Origin of the sequence: Pseudoalteromonas sp. EB27, from assembly GCF_001974875.1 — a bacterium.
Classification (GTDB): Bacteria; Pseudomonadota; Gammaproteobacteria; order Enterobacterales; family Alteromonadaceae; genus Pseudoalteromonas.
Genome location: NZ_MTQD01000004.1, coordinates 159147 through 176664, shown reverse-complemented (window position 1 = coordinate 176664; position 17518 = coordinate 159147). Strand labels below are relative to the sequence as shown.

Annotated in this window: 16 protein-coding genes and 2 pseudogenes; 15 read left to right on the top strand and 3 right to left on the bottom strand. The window is 38.2% G+C overall.

The genetic code is table 11. The features are described from left to right. The first annotated feature begins 76 nt into the window (after positions 1-76). From BW142_RS06350 to BW142_RS06305, 9 genes are all read left to right on the top strand, one after another. The gene (locus BW142_RS06350) at positions 77-1636 is read left to right on the top strand and encodes an ABC transporter ATP-binding protein (protein ID WP_076924307.1); all 1560 of its coding nucleotides are present in this window, start codon (positions 77-79) and stop codon (positions 1634-1636) included. Continuing rightward, the gene (locus BW142_RS06345) at positions 1633-2736 is read left to right on the top strand and encodes an ABC transporter permease (RefSeq protein ID WP_076924306.1); all 1104 of its coding nucleotides are present in this window, start codon (positions 1633-1635) and stop codon (positions 2734-2736) included. Before BW142_RS06350 ends, BW142_RS06345 begins: the two co-directional genes overlap by 4 nt. A 3-nt stretch (positions 2737-2739) precedes the next feature. Next, positions 2740-3666 carry an ABC transporter permease gene (locus BW142_RS06340; RefSeq protein WP_024600002.1) on the top strand — a complete coding sequence of 309 codons (927 nt, stop codon included), beginning with the start codon at positions 2740-2742 and terminating at the stop codon, positions 3664-3666. A 72-nt stretch (positions 3667-3738) separates the two neighbouring features. After that, entirely contained in the window at positions 3739-4806 is a 1068-nt protein-coding gene (locus BW142_RS06335; RefSeq protein ID WP_076924305.1) for a BMP family ABC transporter substrate-binding protein, read from the top strand. 74 nt (positions 4807-4880) lie between these two features. Then, entirely contained in the window at positions 4881-6257 is a 1377-nt protein-coding gene (locus BW142_RS06330) for a nucleobase:cation symporter-2 family protein (RefSeq protein ID WP_076924304.1), read from the top strand. Positions 6258-6286: 29 nt separating this feature from the next. Continuing rightward, entirely contained in the window at positions 6287-7021 is a 735-nt protein-coding gene (locus tag BW142_RS06325) for a DUF5020 family protein (protein ID WP_076924303.1), read from the top strand. Positions 7022-7160: 139 nt separating this feature from the next. Next, on the top strand, positions 7161-7757 hold the full coding sequence (locus tag BW142_RS06320; protein ID WP_076924302.1) for an RDD family protein: 597 nt from the start codon (positions 7161-7163) through the stop codon (positions 7755-7757). A 135-nt stretch (positions 7758-7892) separates the two neighbouring features. Then, the gene (locus BW142_RS06315) at positions 7893-8294 is read left to right on the top strand and encodes a hypothetical protein (RefSeq protein WP_076924301.1); all 402 of its coding nucleotides are present in this window, start codon (positions 7893-7895) and stop codon (positions 8292-8294) included. Between the two features lie 578 nt (positions 8295-8872). Continuing rightward, a complete protein-coding gene (locus tag BW142_RS06305) occupies positions 8873-9508 on the top strand; it encodes a trimeric intracellular cation channel family protein (protein WP_076924300.1) in 636 nt (211 codons plus the stop codon). A 2-nt stretch (positions 9509-9510) separates the two neighbouring features. On the opposite strand, the gene BW142_RS06300 is transcribed toward BW142_RS06305, so the two are convergent. Next, positions 9511-9945, bottom strand: a complete 435-nt coding sequence (locus tag BW142_RS06300; RefSeq protein WP_076924299.1) for a GNAT family N-acetyltransferase — start codon at positions 9943-9945, stop codon at positions 9511-9513. A gap of 114 nt (positions 9946-10059) precedes the next feature. Next, a complete protein-coding gene (locus BW142_RS06295; RefSeq protein WP_076924298.1) occupies positions 10060-11526 on the bottom strand; it encodes a DASS family sodium-coupled anion symporter in 1467 nt (488 codons plus the stop codon). A gap of 284 nt (positions 11527-11810) precedes the next feature. Here BW142_RS06295 and BW142_RS06290 point away from each other — a divergent pair, with 284 nt between their 5' ends. The 3 genes and pseudogenes from BW142_RS06290 to BW142_RS06280 all read left to right on the top strand — a co-directional run bounded on the left by BW142_RS06290 (position 11811) and on the right by BW142_RS06280 (position 13628). After that, the gene (locus BW142_RS06290) at positions 11811-12650 is read left to right on the top strand and encodes a DUF417 family protein (protein WP_076924297.1); all 840 of its coding nucleotides are present in this window, start codon (positions 11811-11813) and stop codon (positions 12648-12650) included. 17 nt (positions 12651-12667) lie between these two features. Further along, positions 12668-12910, top strand: a pseudogene (locus BW142_RS06285) (Rho-binding antiterminator); the annotation flags it as partial. Positions 12911-13112: 202 nt separating this feature from the next. Continuing rightward, positions 13113-13628: a hypothetical protein gene (locus tag BW142_RS06280; protein WP_076924296.1), complete on the top strand. Its 516-nt coding sequence runs from the start codon at positions 13113-13115 to the stop codon at positions 13626-13628. A 541-nt stretch (positions 13629-14169) separates the two neighbouring features. Here the strand turns inward: BW142_RS06280 and BW142_RS20830 are convergent. Then, positions 14170-14373: pseudogene (locus BW142_RS20830) on the bottom strand (hypothetical protein); the annotation flags it as partial. Between the two features lie 657 nt (positions 14374-15030). On the opposite strand from BW142_RS20830, the gene BW142_RS06265 reads away from it, so the two are divergent. From BW142_RS06265 to BW142_RS20710, 3 genes are all read left to right on the top strand, one after another. Beyond that, on the top strand, positions 15031-15612 hold the full coding sequence (locus BW142_RS06265; protein WP_024593233.1) for a hypothetical protein: 582 nt from the start codon (positions 15031-15033) through the stop codon (positions 15610-15612). A gap of 506 nt (positions 15613-16118) precedes the next feature. Beyond that, complete coding sequence (locus tag BW142_RS06255) at positions 16119-16517, top strand: hypothetical protein (RefSeq protein WP_076924293.1); 399 nt, start codon at positions 16119-16121, stop codon at positions 16515-16517. Between the two features lie 591 nt (positions 16518-17108). Further along, complete coding sequence (locus tag BW142_RS20710; protein ID WP_171972314.1) at positions 17109-17285, top strand: hypothetical protein; 177 nt, start codon at positions 17109-17111, stop codon at positions 17283-17285. Positions 17286-17518: the final 233 nt, after the last annotated feature.

Here is a 17518-nt window from a genome sequence, read left to right as displayed (position 1 = left end):
CCATTGTTGACCGCTCGGTCAGCTGGTTGTTGTTAGTATGCTTATTAACTTAATAAGCACTGAAAAGGTGTTAATAATGAATAATAAATACCGCCTTACTATGCAGGGAATGACAAAGAAGTATCCCGGATGTATAGCCAATAACGGCGTAACCTTAAAAATTAAGCATGGGGAAGTGCATGCCTTATTAGGTGAAAACGGTGCCGGTAAAAGCACACTAATGAAAATGCTTTATGGTGTGGTTAAACCTGACCAAGGGGACATGTTTTTTAATGGCCGCATAATGAATATAAAAGAGCCTGCTGATGCGCGTGATTTAGGCATTGGAATGGTGTTTCAGCATTTTTCGTTATTTGAAACACTTACGGTTGCCCAAAATATTGAACTAGCGTTAGGTGATTTAGCAGGGCATAGCAGCACGCTTGCGGGTCGAATTACAAAAACATCAACACGTTATGGTATGCCATTAGATCCACACAGATTGGTTTCAACACTTTCAACTGGCGAACGCCAACGAGTAGAAATCGTGCGGTGTTTGTTATTAGATATTCAACTACTTATTTTAGACGAGCCCACCTCAGTCCTTACCCCACAAGAAGTCTATGCATTATTTAAAACTCTAAAATCACTTAAAAAAGAAGGCTGCTCCGTGCTGTTTATTAGCCACAAACTGCACGAAGTGATTGAGTTATGTGACAGTGCGACCATTTTGCGAGGCGGAAAAGTAAGCGGGCATTGTATTCCTAAAAACGAAACTAGTGAGTCAATTGCTAGGCTAATGGTAGGCGACAACAGGCCAATTAGTAACCAAACCCGCAGAGCCTTGGGGACGGCTGACTTTTTAACCGTTAATAGTTTAACCACCGCGGCACAAGCGTTATTTGAAACACCCCTTAAAAACATTAACTTTGCAGTACAGCAAGGTGAAATAGTGGGCATTGCAGGTGTTGCTGGCAACGGGCAAGAAGAGTTATTAAAAGTGCTTTCGGGGGAGCAAATTCAAGCAAGTAGCCGTGCCATTAAATTTAAAAACACTGTTGTTGATGCATTGTCGCCCCTTAAAAGGCGCCGCCTTGGACTTGCATGTGTTCCAGAGGATAGACTTGGGCGAGGAGCCGTGCCCACTATGGATTTAGCGCAAAATACACTGCTGACTAGTTTTGATAGTGGACTAGTTAAAAATGGCTTTTTAGTAAAACAAAAAATTACCGAGCTTGCTAATAAAATCATAACAAAATACAAGGTTAAAACGCCAAGTTTTCGCACTCATGCAGCTAGCCTTTCAGGTGGTAATTTACAAAAATTTATTATTGGTCGCGAGGTAGAGCAAAGCCCAAAACTACTCGTTATGTCGCATCCTACTTGGGGAGTAGATATAGGCGCACAAGTGGCGATACATGAAGCTATTTTAAAGCTTCGTGACGAAGGGTGTGCGGTACTCGTTATTTCAGAAGATTTAGATGAACTTTATAAGATTTGCGACCGCATTGGCGCAATTTGCGATGGAAAACTGTCTCCTATTTTAAACACCGATACCGTACCGCTTGTGCAGTTAGGACAGTGGATGGCTGGCGATTTTAGTGACGACCTTAATAATCTGCCTACATTACAAACATCAAAAGGGGCTCTAGCATGATTAAGTTAGAACCACGTGTTCAGCGCTCGCCGGCTTGGAGTTATTTCTCTCCTGTCTTAGCTATCTTACTCACATTAATAACCGGTTACGTGGTGTTTGCCTTATTAGGGCATGACCCGCTAAATGCCTTATATACATTGCTTATAGCACCTGTTGCCGATTGGTATGGTGTAACTGAGCTACTTGTAATGACCATTCCTATTTTGCTATGCGCCTATGGTTTAGCGCTTTGTTATAGAGCATCGGTTTGGAATATAGGCGCAGAAGGGCAACTGCTTATTGGTGGTGTATGTGCAAGTGCTGTAGCCGTTAACTTTGTTGACTCATCAAGTGCTTTTGCAATGCCACTAACATTACTTGCGGGTATTGCTGGTGGCATGTTGTGGGCGGGGCTTGCTGCTTTTATGAAGCTGCGTTTAAACACTAATGAAATTTTAGTCACCATAATGCTCAACTACATAGCAGTAAATGTATTGCTGTGGGCTGTTCATGGGCCACTCAAAGATCCTCACGGTTATAACTTTCCTGAAAGCGCATTGTTTGGCGATAGCACGTTATTGCCTGTTTTATTCGACGGTACTCGATTGCACTTAGGCCTAGCGTTTGCGTTATTAGCGCTATGCGCCACGTGGGTGTTTATTAGTAAAACCTTTATAGGCTTTCAAATACAAGTACTTGGGCTTGATGCATCCGCGGCCAAAATGGCGGGTTACAAGCGAGCATTATTAATTACGGGAGTGTTAGTTATTAGCGGTGGCTTAGCGGGGCTTGCTGGTGCGGGCGAAGTAGCAGGGCCTATTGGACAGCTGGTTCCACAAATATCACCTGGTTATGGCTATGCCGCCATTATTGTTGCTTTTTTAGGGCGATTGCACCCAGTAGGAATTACGTTTGCGGGCCTACTAATGGGGCTTATTTATATGGGAGGTGAGCTTGCGCAAATTAACATGGGTTTACCAAACGCCATTACCGGTATTTTTCAGGGGTTAATGCTGTTTTATTTACTCTCGTGCGATGTGCTTATTACTTATCGCCTTAGATTTTCGCTGCCATTTAAACAACAAAAAGCGCAGCCAATACATATTGCACAGGAGTCTTAAATTATGGATTTAGATGTAATTACTAATATTTTATACGCCACTATTCGTACAGGCACCCCCTTATTGCTGGTGGCGCTGGGTGAAATGGTATGCGAAAAAAGCGGCACCTTAAATTTAGGGCAAGAAGGCATGATGCTTTTAGGCGCGGTGGCAGGGTTTATAACCATGTACCAATGCGACAACCTATTTATTGGTTTTACGGTAGCAGCTTTGGTTGGTGTTATGGCCTCACTTATTTTCGCTTTTGTAGCGCTTAATTTAAATGCTAGCCAAGTGGCTGCAGGTTTGGCGCTGACTATTTTTGGTACTGGCCTTTCGGCATTTTTAGGTGCCGACTATGAAGGAAAAACCATTAACGCGTTACCTACTTTAGCAATTGCAGGGTTTGAGCATATTCCGGTATTAGGCAAAGCGCTATTTTCGCAAGACGCCATTGTGTATTTAAGTTGGAGTTTAGTGCTTGGTGCGTATTTGTTTTTTAAATACCACAGAGCAGGGCTTGCAGTACGGGCTATTGGTGAAAACCCAAGTGTGGGTAATAACTTAGGTTTACCTGTAATGCGTACACGTTATTTAGCCGTTATGTTTGGCGGCGCACTGGCTGGTATTGCGGGCGCTTACTTGTCGTTGGCTTATACACCACTTTGGACTCAAAACATGACGGCAGGGCGAGGTTGGATAGCCCTTGCGCTCGTGGTATTTGCAAGCTGGCGTATTGAGCGCGTAATGCTTGGCGCTTATTTATTTGGCTTTGCCAGCATTATGCACTTAGTTGCACAAGCGTTCGGTTTAGCGGTTGATTCTAACTTATTAGCCATGCTGCCTTATGGTGCAACACTTATTGTACTGATTATGCTCAGTAAAAATAAACAAAAGCTAAAAATGTACGAACCCATGTGGCTAGGTAAACCTTGGCACAAGGGTCATTAAATTAATTACAAAATCAATAAGGTAAATCACCTGCTTCAACAGGATATTAAAAATATAACACGGAGAATAACAATGAAAAAACTTATAACAACACTCGGGGTTGCATTGAGCTTGTGCATAAGCGCATCAGCTACTGCAAAAGATAACGTAAAAGTAGGCTTTGTATATGTAAGTCCAATTGGTGAGGCCGGTTGGACGTATACACACGATGTAAGCCGGCAGTACCTAGAAGACAAATTTGGCGACAAAATAGAAACTACTTTTGTTGAAAGCGTACCAGAAGGAGCCGATGCTGAGCGTGTTATTACGCAACTAGCCAAAAGCAGGCACGATTTAATATTTACAACGTCGTTTGGCTACATGAACCCAACACTTAAAGTGGCTAAACGGTTTCCTAATGTAAAGTTTGAGCATGCTACAGGCTATAAACGCGCAAAAAACGTAAGCACTTACTTTGATCGCATTTACGAAGGACGCTACCTAACAGGTGTTATTGCAGGGCACATGAGTAAAACCGACAGTATTGGTTATATTGCTGCGTTTCCTATTCCGGAGGTAATACGCGGTATAAATGCATTTACGCTTGGCCTGCGCTCAGTAAAGCCTAATGCAAAAGTAAAAGTAGTGTGGGTTAATAGCTGGTTTGATCCGGGTAAAGAGCGAGAAGCTGCCGATAGCCTTATAGATCAAGGCGTTGATATTATAACTCAACATACTGATTCGCCTGCACCACTGCAAGCAGCTGAAGCCGCTGGTATTTACGCTATTGGCTACCACTCAGATATGAGCGGTTATGGTAAAAAAGCACATTTAACGGCGGCGGTTCATCATTGGGATGAATTTTACGCAGACCGTGTACAGCAGGTACTTGACGATAAATGGCAATCGCAAGATATATGGAAAGGTATAGGCTCAGGGATGACTCGCTTAGCGCCGCTAAGTAAAGACATTCCAAGTGATGTTGTGAGTGAAGTGAACGCGATTTCAGAGAAAATTGGTAAAGGTGAATTCCATCCATTTACTGGCCCTATAAAAAATCAGCAAGGTGAGCTGGTTATTGAGGCGGGTAAAACAATAGACGACAAAACGTTGTTGGGTATGGACTTTTATGTTGAGGGCGTTGAAGGGCAGCTTAAATAAGCCGTTAACGCAATAACAATGAGTTGGTCACTTAGACAAATACAGTGGCTAACTCGCAAAACGTAGAGGTTTATATGTCAATAAACACAAGCTCGTCTGACGATATTATATATGCGGTTGATGACACCCCAGGCGCGACCGAATCATTTTTTGCAGGCTTGCAACATGTACTAGCAAGCTTTGTTGGCATTATTACGCCCACGCTTATTATTGGTGGGGTGCTAGGCCTTGGCAGCGAAATACCTTATTTAATTAGTATGGCATTATTTGTATCTGGTGTGGGCACGGTTATACAAGCGCGGCGTGTTGGCCCGGTGGGGTCAGGATTGATATGTGTGCAAGGTACAAGCTTTGCCTTTTTAGGAACTATTTTAGCGACAGGCTTTACCGTTAAAGCAACGGGTGGCAATAATGACGAAGTCCTTGGCACTATATTTGCTGTGTGCTTTTTAGCCGCTTTTGTTGAAGTATTCATTAGTTTTTTTATTAGTAAATTAGGCAAAGTAATAAAGCCAGTAGTCACTGGTGTGGTGATTACCACTATTGGTATTTACCTAATTAAAGTAGGCATGACTGATATAGGCGGCGGGCAATGGTTACTTACTAATATGCCTGAAAAATTTGCTTCAACGAGTAACTTAATTGTTGGTTTTTCGGTTGTTGCTTTAGTAGTGCTGCTTAATGCCAGTAAAAATCAATGGGTAAGGCTAACGGCTGTCGTAGTTGCAATGATACTTGGCTGGCTACTAGCCTTTGTATTAGGTATCGCTAAATTCAAATTAGGTGAATTTGATTTAATTGCCATCCCACTGCCCTTTAAATACGGCTTTAATGTTGATTTTGGTGCACTCATAGCCTTTGGCTTTTTATACCTTATTACTGCAATTGAATCGACTGGTGATATTACTGCCAATTGTGCTGTTTCTAAGCTACCTGTTACAGGACCTAGTTACTTAGCACGTATTCGTGGTGGTATTTTAGGTGATGGTGTTAACTCGATGATTGCCGCCTTATTTAACACTTTTCCTAATACTACTTTTAGTCAGAACAACGGCGTTATTCAGCTAACCGGTGTTGCCAGCAGACATATAGGCCTGTGGATCGGCAGTATTTTAATCATTCTTGGTTTGTTTCCTGTGATTGGTGCTGTATTACAAAATATACCTAAACCTGTTTTGGGCGGTGCAACGCTTGTAATGTTTGGCACCGTTGCCGCCGCGGGCGTAAAAATACTCGCAAGCGAAAAAATAAATCGCAGAAGCCTACTTATTATTGCAGTGAGTTTAGGGCTCGGGCTAGGTGTTAGTTTTGTACCAGAGTTGTTTGCAAACGCACCTAAGTTAGTTACCGCTATATTTGGTAGCGCAGTGACGGTATCGGGTATCACCGCAATAATAATGACGTTGGTACTACCAGAGAATTACTCAGCAAGTACAGATCATCTTAACTAAACTAATAAAAATCATTAAAGGGATTAACAATGAAAATCAAAATAATAAAAAATATAGCGTTCGTAACTGCAATTACAATGTGCTCTACAGGTGTATCGGCTAAAGAGCTTTGGTCTGATTTTAGTATTACCGCAATGACCGGAGCCGACTACCTAGAGCCATTTTCAGGGGAGGAAGACGACAGAAGTGTGGTAACCATTGAGCATGCATCGGGCCATACTTGGGGCAGTACGTTCTTTTTTATGGATAGACTAAGTAACCCCGATGAAGTGTATGGGGAGCTAAACATAAACCCTACTCTTTACAAGCCGCAAGATAGCTTTGTTAAAGAGGTGTTTTTAGGCCTACAAACAGAGTATGGCTCGGGAGATACGAATCAAAATAACTATTTATTAGGGGGCGGTGTATCACTTGATGTACCTGGCTTTCAGTATTTTAATGTGGCTTATTATCGTCGTTTTCAAGATGAAATAGGTATAGAGCGTGAAGATAATAACCAAATAACAGTCACATGGGGCTATAACAAAGGTAACTTTAGATACGATGGCTTTTTAGATATTGTAGATAGCACCGACACAATGTTTGGTAAAAGTGAAGGTGGCTTTAACTTTACCTCACAGATTAAATACAATATTGCACCTATGCTCGGCTTAGATACAGGCCGCCTTGATGTGGGTATTGAGTATGTATATTGGAAAAATAAATTTGGTGTAGATGGTCAAACAGAGCACAACCCAAACCTGTTGGTTAAATGGCATTTTTAACAGCTAATTGAATGGTATTTAATTAATAATTAAAGGCTACTTTTTAGTAGCTTTTTTATTTGATAATCTTAAATAATTGAATGGCTTAAATTAGTTGTGTTAAATTACTTTTTAATAACACTATATGGATTTTGTTTTCATGGACTCTGAAATAGACTTTTCTACCTACACTTTAGATGAGCTTTACTCATCAGCGAGAGCTATCGATCGCGAAACCTACCCAGATCGAGCAAAAGAAATAGACGACTTAATTAAAACGCGAGAAGCACAGAGCCCATCTGAAAATGTTGTATCAAAACTAGCAGGAGAAAAAGCAACGCGCTCAGATAGGCTAGTGGCTGCTATTGTTGATGGCATTTTAGGTGTTGTTTGTTTTATTCCTGTATTCATGCTCGTATGGTTTGATAATTTAAGCCAACCAACACTTACTTTATCTGCAGGTTTGCTAGGTTATGGCATATTAAGCACGTTAGTGCTTCATGGTTACCTTATGTACCAACGCGGACAAACAATTGGTAAATCTTTAATGTCTATCCGTATTGAAAATTTAGATGGTACACAAGCAAGCTTTACTACAATTTACTTTAAACGCATGCTTTGTATGCAACTATTATCACTTGTCCCTTCGGTAGGTCAGTTTATAGCTGGTTTTGTTAATCCATTATTTATATTTGGAAAAGATAAACGATGTTTACATGATCATTTAGCGGGAACAAAAGTGAGTTATGTAGATTAATCAGGATATTAATTATGGCAGCTTTGCCCGGATTTAAGTTTGATTAGCAAAAGTTACAAAATGGCGTATTTCACTAAATTGGTAATATAATTAAAAAACCTTACCGATTTTTTTGACTAGTAACCAAGGATGATTATGAAAAACAACACACAGCTAATTTTAGCACTAGCGGCCTCTTTAATTTGTTACTCAACATATATTGTATTGATAGATAAACCTTTTAGTTTGCAAGCGTTTAACCTGTTTTTATTTCCCGTTATTTTATATTTTGTGTTTATTCGTTCGCGCAATGTTGAGCAAAGCCCGTTAAAGGCTGTACGCGTTGAGGGGCAAATATTATACGTTTATAAGCAAGTGTTTAATATTAACGATATTAACAAAGTTGTCATCGACAAAACTAAGAGGCACGGTGTATTTGCACTACCGTATAATCAAGTTGATGGTAAAACAACTGAGTTTATTTTCAATAAAGATGCGTTTGAATCTTTAAAATCCTACCTTTTACAAAACATTCCAAATGTAAAAATTATTGAATAAAGTAAAGAAGTAACAATGAATTTAAAGAGCATATATTATTCATTGGGTTTCTTACTGCGGCGAAAATCAATGAGGTGATAAATGAGAATATTTAGGAACACAAACGAGTTTGATAAACTGTCGAGGTGTTACGCATGTATTAAATGTGGTACTTGGGTGAGCATAAAAGCCCAAAACTGTATGCAGTGCCAGCATAGTTTTACCAATAATGATAAAAGCTCAATGCAAACACTCTATAATCAAAATAAAGAACAAAACTGGCAACATGCAATATTGCCTATTATTTTTGTAATATTGGTAATAGCTTTATTGTTCATTTAATTTTTGCTTAAAATTTAAAAGTGCTCGACTGCAACTCTGTAACAAAATCCCTCTGTACTTTAACGTGTAAAAACTACCCATAATTAAAATAATTACTCTTGTTAATCCTTCACTAAATATCACATAGCTAACGTTTTTTAATAAATTAAATAAGCTTATAAATTTCAGTCACTTAAATTGTTGGTTTATTTATATTTACTCAGTTTTTTGGCACGTAAGTTGATACAACTCCTAATAAACTTTAAAAAGGAATTACCATGACTGCTGAATACTTTATGGTACTAGGGTTACTCGGTGTTGCATTTTTTGCTGTTGCAGGGGCATTGCTTGGGTATGAAAAAAACATTAGTGGTTTTGGCGTAGTAGTGGTTGCAACCGTTACAGCACTAGGGGGCGGAACCCTCAGAGATATACTTTTAAACAAACCGGTATTTTGGATTGCCACTCCAGAGTATTTATATTCGACCTACGGGGCCATTATAGCAACAATTGCATTTATTCGATACTTACCGCGCGTTAATAACTACTACTTTTTATTGGTAGACGCTGTTGGTATGGCGCTATTTAATATTATGGGGATAGAGAAAGCACTCATTAATGGCTCCGGCATGGTGGTCGCGATTACCATGGGTATTACTACAGGCATATTTGGTGGTTTAATACGTGATGTAATTTGCCGTGAGGTGCCAACGGTTATGCGCAGCGAACCTTACGCCTCTGCGTGTTTAGCGGGTGGTGCAGTTTATGCCGCTTTATTTAGCCTTAATGTAGATTACATTTGGTGTATTTTAGGATCATTTTTCACGACTATCTTTTTAAGATTAGGCTCTTTGCATTGGGGTTGGCATTTAACTATTTTCAGAAAAAAAGACTTCAGAGATCAAAGCGACTAATTTTAGCTACGAGTAGCCCGCGTTTGCATGTAGTACTCGTAATTATTCTCATCAGTTATAGTAAAACCCAGCCGCTTATAAAGTCCTAATGCTGGGTTGTTTTTAAGCACAGTGAGTTTAATGGGTTTTGATTGCGCACTTGTAATAACTTGTTCAATAACAGCTCTCCCATACCCTTTATTTTGATGCAATGGATGTATTTGTAATTGCATTATTTCAATGTATTGAGCGTGCGTTTGGTATTTTAAAGTACCAATTTGTACCTCATTTATAACTATAAGGTGAGAGCAATCATATTGATCATCAAGCCTTAAAACATGCTGTTGATCAGTTAAAAATAACCCGGCATTTTCTAAGTGTTCAACCATAGTCAGTTTTCTGAGGCTTAATAAGTAGTCTCGGTCTGAATATGCTGCCTTTATGAATTTAAAAACCATAATGCTCCCTTCTAACAGCCCTAATGTTTATATTTTTAGGGCTGAAGCACTTGAACTTGTTCTAAACTCAAGTGCGCAGTATTAAATGTGCAAGCCAAACTAACAAAGGCAATACTACCAATACCCAAGTGCTTTCCACCAAAGCCCGCCAATAATTCCCCATACACTTAAATTAATAATACTCATTATAAGGCCCATTACCCACCAGTCTTTTAATGATACATAGCCTGAGCCAAACACGATAGGGGATGTGCCTGTTGCGTAATGCGTTAACGACATCATCAGTGATGAAGCGCCAGCTAACAGTAAACCTAAAAATAAAGGTGGAGCGCCAAGCGCTAAACCTGCGGCGTAAAATGCGGCAAACATAGCAGTAATATGTGCTGTGGTACTGGCAAAAAAGTAATGAGCATAAAAATACACAGCTACCAATATAATAGCCGATACAATCCAGTCAAAGCCCAATTGCGCAATGTTGCTCTCAACAAGCGTTGAAAACCACGTTACCAAACCTAGTTTATTTAAAAAAGTGGCCATCATTACTAATGCTGAAAACCAAACAACGGTATCCCACGCAGACTTTTCTTTAAGTACATCGTCCCAGCTTAATACACCCGTTACTAATAAAACCGACAAACCTAAAAAAGCCACTGCGGTAGTATTAACCGCGTACTCAGCTCCTAAAATCATTGCGGGTACGCCGGCCCATAAAACAAGCAGCATAGCAAAAACACCCACCATTATTTTTTCGCTATAACTCATTGGGCCCATTTCAGTTAATTTAGATTCTGCGTAGGTTTTAGCATCGGGTGTACTTTTCACTTCAGGTGGGTAAATGGCATAAACAACCAAAGGGACAAGGGCAATACATAGCAAACCAGGAACAAGCGCTGCCAGCGCCCATGTACTCCAAGTAATACTAATATTTGCACCGGTAGCATCAGCAATCAGCTTTACAATTAGAGGGTTTGGCGCAGTTGCCGTAATAAACATAGCTGATGTAATAGGGTTTATATGGTAGCTCACCAAAGCAAGGTAGTGCCCAATTTTACGAGATGTGCCTTCCTCAGGAGACGAGCCAAAGCTTGTTGCTATCGACTTCATAATTGGGTGAATAATAGCGCCGCCTCGCGCGGTATTACTTGGCGTCACAGGCGCTATAACAAGTTCAGACAGCGCGAGTGCATAGCCAATACCAATAGTTTTTTTACCAAAAAAAGAAATGAAATTATAGCCAATACGATTACCTAAACCGGTTTTAGCTAAACCCCGAGAAATAATAATAGCAATACCAATCAGCCAAATTAATGAATTAGAAAAGCCACTTAATGCATCTTTAATAGCGCCAGATGGGCTGTCATTAGTTACGCCCGTTAATGCAACAGAGGTAATAGCTAAAATAGCAATGGCGCCGATAGGCATTGCTTTACCAATAATGGCAACTACAGTACCAATAAATAAAGCGAGCAAATGCCATGCGTTTTCGGTAACACCTTGCGGAGGCGGTACAGCAAACCAAAGTAATAAAACAATGGCTATAGAAATCAGTCCAGAGGTAACTCGAATATCACTACCTTTCATTAAAAATGTCCCTAAGTTTTAGAAATGCATGCATTCAGTGTATTGAAAAGGCAACGTTATTCTACTTCATTTAATAATAAAAAAAATGACACACATCATATGAAAATTAAACTTATTTAATTTTATTAATAAAGAGGTAATAAACCATAAACTAAATGAATAATTAAGTTACCCGATGAGAGCTTACGTTGTGCTTAATCAACTCTTATTTTTTAAGAGTTAGCTTGAATTGTTTTATAGGTTCGTAAGGTCTTTGTAAGTCTTAACGAATACTTGGAAATACAATGAACTTAAAACTAACCAACAACGTGATTACTTTTTTATTAGCGAGTAGCTTTTTGTTACTTGGCTTATCGTTTGCGTTAGGGGCAAACCCTAATACGTTAACGGCTACGTTTAGTTTTTACGGCGTTGATTCACTAATGTCTGTATCTGCGTTAGGTTTAATTAGTGGCTCCTTTATGATTGCCTTAGCGTTTGCCACCGTGATCGCTCGCCTTAAACTAATGAAACCTACGCCAGCACTTTTACTTGCAGCAATTATAAGTTTGGTTGCATTACTTACCTTGTTTGCCAGTAACCGTTGGATGGCGCAACTTGGTGGCTTTCCAATCATTGGTAGTGGGCAGGGCATAATTAAATACTTTGCAGTAGTGCCTTTGTATTTGTTTTTGTTTTATAAAGACAAACTTACCGACAAACAACACGTACTTTTAAACTTTATACCGGTTGCTATGGTTTTACTGTGGATCGGCGGCATGAAGTTTTACGAGTTTGAAGCAAAAGGCATTGTAAGTTTAGTAGAAACCTCACCGTTTATGTCGTGGTTATACACGGTATTTAGCGTACAAGGTGCATCTAACGTGATTGGCGGGTTTGATGTATTATTTGCTGTGTTATTGGGCTTAGGGCTATTTTTAAATAATAAAAAGCTAATTATTGTAAGTGGCTTAGCGTGTTTAAGCGTATTTATGATGACCCAAACGTTCTTAATTACCGCAACCGGTGCATTTAGTTCTTCCACTTTATTGGAACGCTTAGGGCAGTTTGTAATTAAAGATCTTTGGTATATAGCCAACCTTGTTGTTATTGCTTTTTTAATGGTTTTTAAACCGACTAAATAACATATAAAGAGGACGTTATGATTAGTTGCAACCAATACGACTACATCGAAATTGCCTGTATGCACCATTTAAGCATTGAGCTTATATTAAAAAATGGCGATGGTGTATGTGGCGTAGCAACTGACACAAAGCGCAATGCTAATAGAGACGAATGCATAGTTGTTAGCGTAAATAGCGAGTTGCAACTCATTGTGCTAACTACAATCAGCGTACTTAAAGCGCGAGAGAAAAACCCATACTTTGACCATGTGAATTTTGAAAAAAGTGAGAATGATACCCATTCTAACTTTTCCAGTAACCCCTCAAAAATGCCAATTAAAACAACATAAAACAATTTTACTCTACGTAAAAACACAGCAATCGATTGAACCTAAATATGAACTCAGCTATGGTTTGTTTATCAATAAAAACAAATAAAAAAACGAGTTAATCTACAGGCTCGTTATGCATTAAGGAGAGTCAGTGCGCATATTTTTTATATTGTTAATTGTCTCTTTAACGTCATGTAGTAAAAACATTGATTCAGCTTTGACCGATAAAGAGCTTGAGACCAAATTCTCTGAGCACAAACTGCAATACACTCAGCTACGCGAAATGATCACTGATGACTCAAAGTTTCTCCAAAAATTTAAGGTTGGAAATGATCGCTTAGGTGAATATCAGTTATATGATAAGGGATGGGCAAAGCAATATGGCTATTATGTATCATTCGTGCGTATTTTATCAGAGTATAAGCTTACGCAAACACGATACCTTGAATATTTAAATCTGTTATCGGTCGTTGGAGCTTCAGAAATAGAACTATATAAAGGTAATGTTTTTGTTACATTATCGTCTTCTGGTTTTGTTTTCGGCGGTTGTCTAAGTCAGATTATTTACAGCCCGAATAATTTAAAACTTGAAAGACCATCGTGGGCGCAAGTTTATTACCAAGCAAAACTCACTGACAATTGGGGCGGTGAAACCAAGTGCAATTAATGCATAAGAAGCTGTTAAACAAGGACAAATTACAGTTGGCTTTTTTTTCGTGCCTCACTTATTTTAGCTAACTGCAATTTGCCGCTTAAAACGGCGTTTATATGACTAGGGATGTTCCGTGCTAAAAAAATTATTGTGGAGTTTCTTCATATTGGTTGTTCTTGTTATGGGAATGCTTTGGTATGAAACTTCAAGCTATATGTTCCCTTGGCGAGTAAATGACTCTATTAAGCACACTTTATCTTGAGGTGGACTAGCAGGTTTACCTGAAAATATTAAAGACTTTAATATAGAAATGTATGGCGGTGGATTCAATCGAACATATGATATGGAGTTTACTAGTACTGAGACAAATCTCAAAAATTGGATAAGTAACTCAAAACGGTTAAAGGATAACAACCCAATATCTATAACAGAGTTTATTAGTGAATATGAAATATACCCTGGAGAAGAGAACGCTGTAGGTGGCTGGGTTCAAATAAATTGGCAAACCTACAAGGTTAAAGTTCATATATTGTGGTCATAATTTAAAACGTAAAAGTCATATAACAACACGCCCTGAGGTGGACAGCAAGCGCAAAAGCTTACTTTCCACCGCAAACTTTAACAGCGGTGATCCCTTACTTTTTAATGCAGTTAAGTAAGTTGATTCATCGTAGGGCGTATGTGTTTTCCAGCACCTAAATAGGATTCGTATCTACTTAAATGCCAATGATTTGATGATGGTATTATGAGGTTTTCCTTTGACTTCTTGCTGCCAACTATCGTGGTCAATTAACGGTGCTTTAGCCTAAAATAAATAACGCACAGGTAATCCAGCTCATCCTAGAAAGAATAAAAAAGGTACCCACACTAAATTTTTCAGTAATACTTTCCAAAATGCCAATTAAAACAACATCAAACAGCCAAGTCTGCTTGAGCAAGTATTACCGACTGAAATGGGATTAATGCAATCATTAGGTGAATCCAAAACGCTGATTATAATGTTGGTGGTATTTTTAACTTTATCCGGCGGGTTAGGTTTGTTTTTATTAAAAATTTCTACGTGAGGTTAGTGGTATAAACCACTTACAAGCGACTACTAACTGTTTGCTTAGTTCTCTTTGCTACACATTACTACAAGTTATTATCAGCCCCTTATGCGGGCGTTTAGATTGTAGAATTACTCTTTTTAAGAAAACAGCCTGTTTAATGGGTAATACATTTATTACATATTGTATTAAAATGCTTAGAGTTAATTAAGAAACTCATTATTTAATTGAATTTGGCTATTAGGAGTTATTCTACAGTCTCGTTGTATGCCCTTACCTTTTTTTAAATTGGGGGGTGTATATTAAATGGGGGGGGTTGTAAGTGCAGGATGTACGGTGTAAACTCCATTTATCGTTAATTGGAGGGCATTATGGTTTTAAAAAAACATGCAAATAGAAAAAACTTATCTGAATCTGAATTTAGAGAGTTATCAGAAAAAATGATAAATTCCTCAAGGTTGTTTACAGATCTTGAATTTAGGCTGAGAGATAGCAATAAAGCTAAATTTGTGCGTAGTGACCGATTGGTTAAGTTTAATTCAAGTATTTTTAAAGAGATAAAGTCATCAGCTAAAGCGAATGATTCCCTCACTGTTTCTAGCTTAATTTCTGATTGTATTATTCCCTCACTTTCCGTTGATTTAAAATTAAAAAAATGGAAAATGGTTTTATTTGACACTCGATCAAATACCATCATCGATGGTGGTAAAGAAATTTTTTCTTTGCAAAGACCTTTACCAAAAATTAGAGCAAATAAACTAACAGGTGATGAGCGCTATGAAATTAGTGAAGTGCAGAGTATTGCTAGTTCTCAAATTAACGAATCTGAGCATTTATCGTGGGAACCAGAAAGAACAGTTTGCCAAGGCTACGTGCAGGCTCTTATGGCTAAATATGGTTACGAACAACTAGTTTCAGCGGTGAAATCAGCAAAAAAAGAATTATCTTGTTGAATAACGAACATATAACAACACGCCCTGAGGTGGACAGCAAGCGCTAAAGCTCACTTTCCACCGCAAATTTTAATTGGGGGGATCCCTTACTTTTTAATGCAGTTAAGTAAGTTGATTCATCGTAGGGCGTATGTGTTTTCCAGGACCTAAATAGGATTTGTATTTACTTAAATGCCAATGATTTGATGATGGTATTATGAGGTTTTCCTTTGACTTTTTGCTGCCAACTATCGTGGTCAATTAACGATGCTTTAGCCCCAAATAAATAACGCACAGATAATCCTGCTCATTCTACAAAGAGTAAAAAAGACAACCATACCAAATTTCCAGTAATACTTTCCAAAACGCCAATTAAAACAAAATCAAACACTTCTTTATATTCTGCGTAAAAGTACAGTAATCGATTGAACCAAAATAGGAACTCAGCTATGGTTTATTTATCAATAAAAACAAATAAAAAACGAGTTAATCTACAGGTTCGTTATATAACTACGTGAGGAGAGATGATGAACAAGGAAACTATAGGGAAATACGTCGCAGTTTTGGGATTATTGCTTTTCTGGGCACCACTTTGGGGAATTGTTGATTCGTATTTAATTATGTCATCTTCATTTCAAGAGATAACGCTGTTTGGAAATAATGAACCTAAAATATCACAAGAAGAAATGTCATCAACAGCTTTGTCTACAATAACAGGGTTCATCTTATTTTTAGTTGCGCTTTGCTTTTTAACATTTTCCGTTGTGGGCTTAAACTATCGAACTGAGTGGCTTTTTTGGGCACTAATGATATATTCAACATTGTTACTCTTCATGTTCCCTGTTGGTACAGTGCTAGGAGTAACTCTGATGGCAGCGCTAGTTTTGAACAGGAAAAAATTTGGACTTGACGGTGACGTTACATAATAAAACCATTTACGAAATAAGTTAGGATGACACCCATTCTAACTTTACGGAAATAATTAATGATAGCAGTGAGTTAGGTTGAATCCATGAAAGTGTATCACGCAAAAAAGCTGAGCTACGTTGACAAGATGAAAGTAGTAATAGGTAACCCGATAGACGACAACAATTTTTATTAAAAAATGTTAAACAACTCGGCTTTGTTAAGTCTGCTTTCCTTTAAATAAAAATCGGAATAATACGGTCAATAAAGATATGAATAAATTGACCTTACAGGGTAAAACGAATGTGAATGCCTTTATTTTACGCAATGGCAACTGTATTGCCCTGTTCATAATATAGAAAAGCTGCAAAACACGATGTACTGAAAAGGGAAAGCCCTTTTAACCTAAAATAAAGACACTCAAGCACTCGTAACTCATTCCAAAACGCCAATTAAAACAACAGCTAACTCTTTTTATATTCCACGTGAAATACAGTAAAAGATTGAACCAAAATAGGAACTCAGCTATGGTTTGTTTATCAATAAAAACAAATAAAAAACGAGTTAATTTACAAGCTCGTTAGCAGTATTAGTTATATGGAATGTGTATTATGGATAGAGGTCAAAAAAACAAAATTAAACAGCCAAGTCTGCTTGAGCAAGTATTACCGACTGAAATGGGATTAATGCAATCATTAGGTGAATCCAAAACGCTGATTATAATGTTGGTGGTATTTTTAACTTTATTCGGCGGGTTAGGTTTGTTTTTATTAAAAATTTCTACGTGAGGTTAGTGGTATAAACTACTAACAAGCGACTACTAACTGTTTGCTTAGTTCTTTTTGCTACACATTACGACAAGTTATTATCAGCCCCTCATGTAAGCATTGAGATTGTAGAATTACTTTTTTAAGAAAACAGCCATTTTTAATGGGTAATACATTTATTACACATTGCATTAAAATGCTTAGAGTTAATTAAAGAAACTAATTAATTGAATTTGGCTATAGGAGTTATTCTG